The sequence below is a fragment of the Clostridium thermopalmarium DSM 5974 genome (assembly GCF_002995795.1).
In the GTDB taxonomy this organism is placed as follows: Bacteria; Bacillota; Clostridia; order Clostridiales; family Clostridiaceae; genus Clostridium_H; species Clostridium_H thermopalmarium.
In genome coordinates, this window is the sequence record NZ_PVXN01000045.1 from 19,426 (window position 1) to 27,122 (window position 7,697).

Sequence of the window (7,697 nt, forward strand, 5' to 3'; positions counted from 1 at the left end):
AAATCAACGCTTGTATTATTACCAAGATAAATTTATATAGTAACACATTTTACCATAATTTCATAATATATTGAAGAGTATTTATTAAAAGGGGTAGTTATGTATAATTTTTATTTTAGAGAAAATGTAGTGAGACCAATGATTGTCTCTTATGCTGTAGGAGATGTAAATGGAGATAGGATACTTGATAATATATATCTAACTGGAATAAAGACGGCTACTAGTCCATTTGTTCAAAATATTACACTTGTGATTCAGGATGGAAGAACAGGGAGATTCACTAGAATACCACTTGAAGAAAATGCAGGGTATAATCCTAGACTATTTTTAGGAGATTTTACTGGTAATGGTGTAGACGATATTTTAATAAGCATCGATTCAGGCGGCAGTGGCGCAATGATGTATCATTATATTTATTCTTTTACCAATAATAATCCGAGATTGCTCTTTGACTTTAATGCATATAATGAACAGTATAAATATGAAGTTACTTATATGAATAACTATAAGGTTCAAGTTATTAGCGAAGAAAACAATACTAAGTATATTATAGATATATCCCTTAAAGGAGAAGATTATTTAAATGAAATATATGATGAGAATGGCAATTTAAAGAATCCAATTAGGGGATTTGTAAATCCTATAAGCAGTCTGCAACCTGTAGATTTTGATGGAAATGGAGTATATGAATTATTGGCATATCAAAGAATAGCTGGTAGGTATAATGCAGATGCTTTAGGTTATGTTCAAAATATTTTAAAATGGGAGTATAATAAGTTTATTTTAGATAATCAGTATGTGGCCATTTTTGGAACAGAAGAATAGAAGTTTGCATGGCTTATTGTTTTATTTTAGATTATTAAGATAGGGATGTAAAAATAGTAGCTCAGTATGAATAATAAAACAGTCATATTGAGCTACTATTTTTGCATTTGTGAAATTTATCGGTTAATAATGTAGAAAAATATGGGTGATTGTGATAAACTTACTACTATAAATTTATACTATAATACTAATAAATATTTTAAACAATAAATCAAAAATTATGATAAATGCATATGAAGGGGGGCAACTTGACTTTATAAGTCAAGGAAACAAATGGATAAAAAGATTAGAGTAGGCATTATAGGTTATGGAAATCTTGGTAAGGGTGTGGAGTTATCTTTAGGTCAAAATCCAGATTTTCAATTAGAAGCTATTTTTACAAGAAGAAATCCTAATAGTTTACAATCAGATTCAAAGATTGTACATATTTCAGAAATTGAAAACTATAAAGGTAAGATTGATGTTATGATTCTTTGCGGAGGTTCTGCTGCGGATTTACCAGAACAATCTCCTAAAATTGCATCAATGTTTAATACAGTAGACAGCTTTGATACTCATGCTAAAATACCAGAATACTTTAAAAGATTAGATGATGTAACAAGAAAAGCAGGGACCATTGGACTTATGTCAGTGGGCTGGGATCCAGGGATATTTTCATTAATGCGTCTTTTAGGTCAGTCAGTACTTCCAATTGGAAGAGATTATACTTTTTGGGGAAGAGGAGTAAGTCAAGGTCATTCAGATGCTATAAGAAGAATAGATGGAGTTAAAGATGGTATTCAGTACACTGTACCTATTGAAGCGGCAATAGATATGGTTCGTTCAGGAGAAAATCCAGAGCTTTCGAGTAAAGAAAAGCATGAGAGAATTTGTTATGTAGTACCGGAAGCAGATGCTGATCGGGAGGTTATTAAAAATCAAATTAAAAATATGCCAAACTATTTTGCTGATTACAATACTACAGTAAACTTTATAACTGAAGAAGAATTGAATAGAAGTCACAAAGGTATGCCTCATGGAGGTTTTGTAATTCGTACAGGAACTACTGGAGAGAATACTAAGCAAAGAATTGAGCTTAACTTAAATCTTGATAGCAATCCAGAGTTTACAGGGAGTGTATTAGTAGCTTATGCGAGAGCTGTTCATAGATTATCTAAAGAAGGTCAAACAGGAGCACGTACTGTATTGGACATTCCATTTAGTTATCTATCACCAAAGTCAGGAGAAGAATTAAGAAAAGAATTATTATAAAGTTATTATTATATATAGGTGCAAATCAAAAAGAGCTAGTCAATCAAATTTAATTAACATATGGCTAGCTCTTTTTTTAATGAATTTTTTTATTAAAAAATGAACTTTTTGTATAATAAAATACTCTTATAATAGGAAAGGGGGGATAAGAAGTTGGATAGTATGAATTTAGTTAAAAGAGCAAAGCATGGAGATAAGGAAGCCTTAATTAAGCTTATAATGGATAGAAAGCAAGATTATTATAAGCTTGCTTATGTATATATGAAAAATAAAGAAGATGCACTAGATGTTATGGGGGATATGATTCTAATTTTATATGAAAACATATATAAGCTAAAAAAAGAAGAGGCTTTTTATACATGGAGTAAGACTATTCTGGTAAATTGCTGTAAAAAAGCTTTAAGAAAAAGCAGCAGGGTGATTTTGTTAGAGGATATCAAAGAAAGAGAAAAAAATAGTTGCAAATGTGATGAAATAGCGGATGAGAAGGATCAGAAAATAATTATAGATGAACATATATCAAAATTAAAGGGAAAATATCAAGAGGCAATAAAGCTTAGATATTTTTTAGACTTAGATTATAGTACTATTGCTAGTATATTGAAGATTCCTATTGGAACAGTAAAATCTCGAGTATATATTGGACTTAAAAGGTTAAAGGAAAGTTTAGGGGGTGAAGAATTTTGAGTAGATTTGAAGATATGTTAAATAACAAGAAGTTAGAGATAGAAAAATTGGAAGTGCCAGATGAGTTAGAAGAGAGACTAAGATGTGCCTTAGAAAAAGCACAGCCTAAAAGAAAATCAAAATTTAGATTTATGTTAAAAGCTGCTTCTTTAATTATAGTAATTCTGTTGATAGGATATAACAGCGACACTTTAGCTTTCTATGGTAAAAAGATAATAGGGTTTGATGAGGTCATGACGGATACATTAAAAGGACTTAATAACCTTGGCAAGGGACAGATTATAGATAAAAGTTATACTTTTAAAAATGGAGTGAAGATAACTTTAGATGGAATTATGTTAGATGATAATCAGCTTCTGATGTTCTATACAATAAAAGATCCAAAAGGAAAAATAGATAAGCAGGAACTTAATATACAGGTTAATTCATATTTAAAAGGTATTGTAGGAACTTATGATATAAAGGGAGGTACAGGAAAAAAGAATTCAGAAAATACAGAGACGAAGTGGACAGTGGAAGCTGAAAAACCTTACTTTTTTGAAAAAAGTCTAGAATGGGAATTTGCGCTGGTAGAAGGAAATAGAAGAGAAGAGGGAAAGATTTTATTTACTTTAGATAGAAGTAAAGCTATGGGTAGCAGCTTAAGAAAAAAGTTAAACAGCAGCATAAAAATAGATCAAGGCAATATAAAATTTAAGTCTATTACAGCTTCACCGACAACAACTTATATAGAAGGAGAAGTACAAGATATATTTAATATGGTAAAGGATGAAATCTCGGGAGAAAGATTTAGACCAATAGACATGGATATAAGACTTATAGCTAATGGAAAAGAAGTAGAGCCTCAGGGATCAGGCATAAGTACAGGAATGAAAGGAATTACCTTTGAAAATAATTTTGATGCCTTGCCAAAGGATCTTAAGAGTCTTCAAATTAAATTAGTAAGTCTTAAAACTAATAATAAAGTCAATGAAAGATTAGAACTAAGCAAGAACAATCATAAGAAACTAGAAGTTCTTGGGCAAGAAATAAATATTAATAATGTATATGAAAAGGAAGGAAAAACTTATGTAACTATTACTACAAAAGAGGATGTAATTTTATCTAAGGTATATATGATAATTGATGGAAAAAAGGCGGAGCTTAAGTATACTGTTTCAAATAATCTTGATAAAAAATCAGATGGAACAATTAGTTACACCAGAACTCTGTGCTTTGAAAGAAGTGGAGAAGAACTTATTCTAGAAATTAATGGAATCGCCTATAATAAGGTTTATAATCAAATCATAGATGTAGAAATATAGGATTCTTTTACTGTAAGCAGAATAACAATGGCACTACTTCGTTTATCAATAGGTCTTGAAGATGCTGATACATTATTGAAGAGTTTGAAAAGGCTATTGATAGAATATGGTTTGAGACACATAAGATATTAGATTAATCTAATATCTTATGTGTCTCAAATATAAAATCATTATTATGCATTTTATGAATACATTAGATGATAACTACAGTAATGAACAAAGTTAACTAATATAAAGGAACTGTGCTTCCTGCATAAGGCATAAGAATGACTTTTTTATCCTTAAATCCTTGGTCAACTCCTGCTAATTTAAGAGCTTTTTCAAGTGTTTTTACAGCTTTAATTCCCATTGGTTTAATTAATTCTCCATTCATTGATGTAACTAATATTATATTTGCATTTCTTGCTCGTTCTATTGCTGCGTAGAATATATATCCTGGTATAGTAAATCCTTTTCTAAGGGCACTGTCCAGTTCTCCTTTTTTGAGAGGTTCTATCCAGCTGAAAAAAGAATTAGCTCCAGCACCATCTCTACATTCTGCTAAGAGAATCATAGTGCCTCCTTGTTTTAAGGCTAGGGCTGCATTAAAAAGGGATTTTGTTGATTGATATAAATTTATATCCTTTGGATAACCACCGCAGCTTGCTATAACAATATCTGCTTTTTCTTTAATTGGTATTCCAAAGTTTTCATCCGTCCATTTGCATCCTTCTTCCCAGGCTTTAATAAAATGACCTGCTACAAAATGAACGATATTTCCAGAGGTATTAACAATGCTGTTTATAAGAAAGTCTGGTTTAACAAGTGATGCAGCTTCAATCATGTCTAAATTAAGAGGGTTATTCGCAAGAACACCAACTCCAATAAGAGGATTAGAACATGGTTCATCCGGAGATAAAGAATGAAGGTGATTTTGATTGATGGTTTTTCTTGAAGAAATGCCAGGAAGTATTGACTTTCTGCCTCCACCAAAGCCAGCCATTACATGATGGACGATTCCACCAGTTAGTATTATTTTCTTTCCTTCAACAATTTTATTTACTTCTACCTCTGTTCCTCTTGAAGTTGTACCACAATATATCATTTCTCCGTCACAATCGTGGTCTAACACGGTTATTCTCTTATAGATTTCTTCACCTACTATTAGCTTGCGTTCTTCATCAGTTTGCCCTCTATGAGTCCCGGTAGCTATTATAATTGTAATATTTTTATCATCTATTCCTAGTTTATTTAATCTATTTACTATTATAGGGAGAAAAGCTGCAGTTTTGATCCACAATCTCGTTACATCACTTACTACTATTAATACTTCATCATCTTTTTTAAAAATCTGATCAAAAGGTTTTGTGCCAATAGGATTATCAAGAAGAGCATTTAGCTCTTTCTCTATATCCTTTATAGGCTCAAGTTCTTTTGAATGAAGTGTTGTAAGGACATTTTTGTCGTCAAGTTGCAAATTAATAATTTCGCTTCCATATTTAAAAGAATAATTATTTAGCATACTTCTAACTCCTTTTCAATTATTTTTTCTCTATCAAATAATGAAACTAAAGGGAAAGTAATTCCGCAAACTAGCCATTCAAGATAAATTACATGAGGTAAAAATCTTATTTGTGGAATAAACTGCCATAAAACAAGTGCTGCTGCACCTGCAATGGTGGTATAAAAGGCAGAGTTTTTTCTGCAGAATCCTGGAGTAAAAATAGTAAATAACAGTGTTATACTAAAAGCAGTGGTAAGACTTAAGGCTATGCTTATAGTTTTTAGAATCCCTGATGCATTCATAGCTAGTAAAACAGTAAATAATCCTAACACAGCTGTAGAAATTTTATTTATTCTTCCAAGTTTTTTAGAATCTGCTGATGGGTTAATAAATCTTTTATATATGTCCTGAGAAAGTAGAGTCGCAGAGCCTAAAAGCAAGCTACATGCCGTTGATACATCTGCGGCCCACAAAGCTGCTAGAGTTATTCCTGCTAAGATTGGAGATAAGGACATAATAATTTTAGGAAGAGCAACTGTAGCATTTATGTCAGGATAGATAGCCTTTGCAGCTATACCAATAAGAGCAGCTATAAATCCAATAGGTAACATCATAAGCCCGCCTATAACAAATCCGTTTCTAGCAGTTTTTTCATCCTTGGCTGAAAGTGCTATTTGTACCACGCCTTGGCAAGATAAACACTGTGTAATCATTACTGCAAACCAGCTGAATATAACAATTCCACCAAGACCTTTGATAGGATGCATATAAGGAATGCTTTTAGGAAGGTTTGCAATAATGCTTTCCATTCCACCGCCTTTTATTATGATAGTAATAGCTGAAATAATTATTCCAGTATATATTAAAATTACATTGAGAATATTAGTTAATCCAGCTGTCATCATTCCTCCAACACAGGTGATTCCAATAAAAACGAACGAACTGAAAAGTATTCCCGTTTTTAAGCTGAAAATACTTGGAAGCATAGAGGTAAGCATTGCACCTCCTGCAATATATTGAAGTGAGGTTATGGCTATTTGAATAATAATTTGTCCAATAACACATGCAATTCTGCTTTTTTTATCATAGAATCTCTCGAAAAATTCTGGTACTGTAGTTATATTTAACTTTCTATATTTTTTAGCTGCTAATAGCCCCATACAAATAGCTCCAGCCCCCCAAGCTACGTTATACCAGCCTGCTGATAGTCCCACATCAAAAGCTTGTTCTGATACACCGATAGTAGAAGCTCCTCCAATAGCAAGTCCTGTTATTGTAACAGCCACAAGAGGAGTAGTAAGTTTTCTTCCTGCCAGTACAAATCCTTCATTTTCAGATCCAGCTAACTTGTTTGCATAAAAGCTAATTGCAAAAAGTGCAATTACATAAAGAATTATAATTAATAATATAATAGTCATTTTAAAGCCCCCCAATTATTTAATATTAAATTGCCCTCTAATTTTTTTTGCTGCCATACAATTTACGTTCTCACATAATAATTACCTCCTTTTCAATTTATTGTTTAGGATTAAAAAGAAAACATATAAAAAAACGTCCTTTGAAATATCAAAGGACGATCTAATAACCGTGTTACCACCTAAGTTTATTAACAGTTTGCACTGTTAACCTCAATAAGTATCTATATAAATTAATATTATATAAATACTTTACATTTTTAACGGAAGCCCCCGGCGCCTTCTAATTAGATTAAAAAATCTGTTCAAAGGGCAGCTCATAAGATGAATTCAGAAAAACCGTTCTTTGCACCTCTCATCAACCGGTTACTTTCTGTTAAGAACTTCTGTTTTTCTTACTTGTTCTTTGTCATAGCTTTTATTTTAAGTTTTTTAACTATAATAACTTTTTTTGATATTATTGTCAATATAGTTTTTTGTGATTTTTCTTAATTATTAAAAAATAAGTTAATCATTAAATCGATGGTTTTTTAATTGATGATTTTTTAATTATTTTAATTGTTTTTGCTACAATAAGAGATTAGAAATTTAATTTTAAAATTAAGTGGTTCATTGTAAAATTAAATGCAACAGATAAAAAAATATTAAAACCATAGTGAAAATCATGTATGATATAGGTGTTGAGTATAAACATACAGGAGATTTTCACTATGGTTCATGATACTGATTATA

6 protein-coding genes and 1 other annotated feature are annotated in these 7,697 nt (G+C 31.2%); of the genes, 4 read left to right on the plus strand and 2 right to left on the minus strand.

Annotated elements, in window-relative coordinates; genetic code table 11:
- Positions 1-99: 99 nt before the first annotated feature.
- The 4 genes from CPAL_RS08595 (at position 100) to CPAL_RS08610 (ending at position 4,067) form a co-directional block, all read left to right on the plus strand.
- Positions 100-825, plus strand: coding sequence for a hypothetical protein (locus tag CPAL_RS08595; protein WP_061859018.1), 726 nt, complete (start codon positions 100-102; stop codon positions 823-825).
- 273 nt (positions 826-1,098) lie between these two features.
- Positions 1,099-2,076, plus strand: a complete 978-nt coding sequence (locus CPAL_RS08600; RefSeq protein ID WP_061859017.1) for a diaminopimelate dehydrogenase — start codon at positions 1,099-1,101, stop codon at positions 2,074-2,076.
- A gap of 162 nt (positions 2,077-2,238) precedes the next feature.
- The gene (locus CPAL_RS08605; protein ID WP_061859083.1) at positions 2,239-2,763 is read left to right on the plus strand and encodes an RNA polymerase sigma factor; all 525 of its coding nucleotides are present in this window, start codon (positions 2,239-2,241) and stop codon (positions 2,761-2,763) included.
- The gene (locus tag CPAL_RS08610) at positions 2,760-4,067 is read left to right on the plus strand and encodes a DUF4179 domain-containing protein (protein ID WP_061859016.1); all 1,308 of its coding nucleotides are present in this window, start codon (positions 2,760-2,762) and stop codon (positions 4,065-4,067) included. Before CPAL_RS08605 ends, CPAL_RS08610 begins: the two co-directional genes overlap by 4 nt.
- Positions 4,068-4,293: 226 nt before the next feature.
- Here the strand turns inward: CPAL_RS08610 and larAH10 are convergent, their stop codons facing one another.
- Together larAH10 and CPAL_RS08620 are read right to left on the minus strand one after the other, a co-directional pair.
- Positions 4,294-5,568 carry an NPN-dependent 2-hydroxyacid racemase, LarAH10 family gene (larAH10, locus tag CPAL_RS08615; RefSeq protein ID WP_106024431.1) on the minus strand — a complete coding sequence of 425 codons (1,275 nt, stop codon included), beginning with the start codon at positions 5,566-5,568 and terminating at the stop codon, positions 4,294-4,296.
- Entirely contained in the window at positions 5,562-6,968 is a 1,407-nt protein-coding gene (locus tag CPAL_RS08620; RefSeq protein WP_106024432.1) for a sodium:solute symporter family protein, read from the minus strand. Before CPAL_RS08620 ends, larAH10 begins: the two co-directional genes overlap by 7 nt.
- A gap of 148 nt (positions 6,969-7,116) precedes the next feature.
- Positions 7,117-7,387: a binding site (T-box leader), on the minus strand.
- Between the last annotated feature and the right edge of the window lie 310 nt (positions 7,388-7,697).